The sequence below is a fragment of the Caballeronia sp. GAWG1-5s-s genome (assembly GCF_023631445.1).
GTDB lineage: Bacteria > Pseudomonadota > Gammaproteobacteria > Burkholderiales > Burkholderiaceae > Caballeronia.
The window spans coordinates 1-512 of record NZ_JALQDC010000066.1 but is presented as its reverse complement, the minus strand read 5'-3'; the positions used below and the strand labels follow the sequence as shown (position 1 = coordinate 512).

The following is a 512-nucleotide window of genomic DNA, read 5'->3' as shown; positions in this document are numbered from 1 at the left end:
AGCAACGCAGATGCGATGTCCGGTTCGTCATCCACGATCAGGATGCGGCGGCTGACGATTGCCGGCCGGGCGAGCGTATGGTCGGTCCCAGGGTGCGCCGCCACAGGGTCCGACGTGCAAGGCAGCGTCACAACGAAGCGGGACCAGCGGCCGCTTCGGGCGCGCTCGAGCGTCAACGAGCCGCCATGCCTCTCGATAATCTGCCGGGATACGGCGAGCCCGATGCCGAACCCGCCCTGCGAGCGGTCGAGCTCGCGCGGCCCCTGCACGAATAACGAAAACACGCGATCGCGCAGCGGCTCCGCCACGCCCGGGCCGTCGTCGCTGACGCAGACTCTTACCTTACCGTCGCCCACGACCATCGAAACATCGATGTGGCCGTGCGGCGGCGCATAAGTCGTCGCATTGTTCAGCAAGTTGACGAACACCTGATTGAGGCGCACGGGGTCCCCGGCAATCGTCGCCGAACGGTCGAGTCCATCGATTGTCACGGTCTGCCCGTTCTGCGCGGC

At 66.4% G+C, this 512-nt stretch carries 1 protein-coding gene; it reads right to left on the bottom strand.

Annotation, left to right across the window (positions count from 1 at the left end):
* Positions 1-512, bottom strand: a 512-nt coding sequence (locus tag NCR34_RS27920; RefSeq protein WP_250501440.1) for a sensor histidine kinase, incomplete at both ends; no start/stop codon positions are given.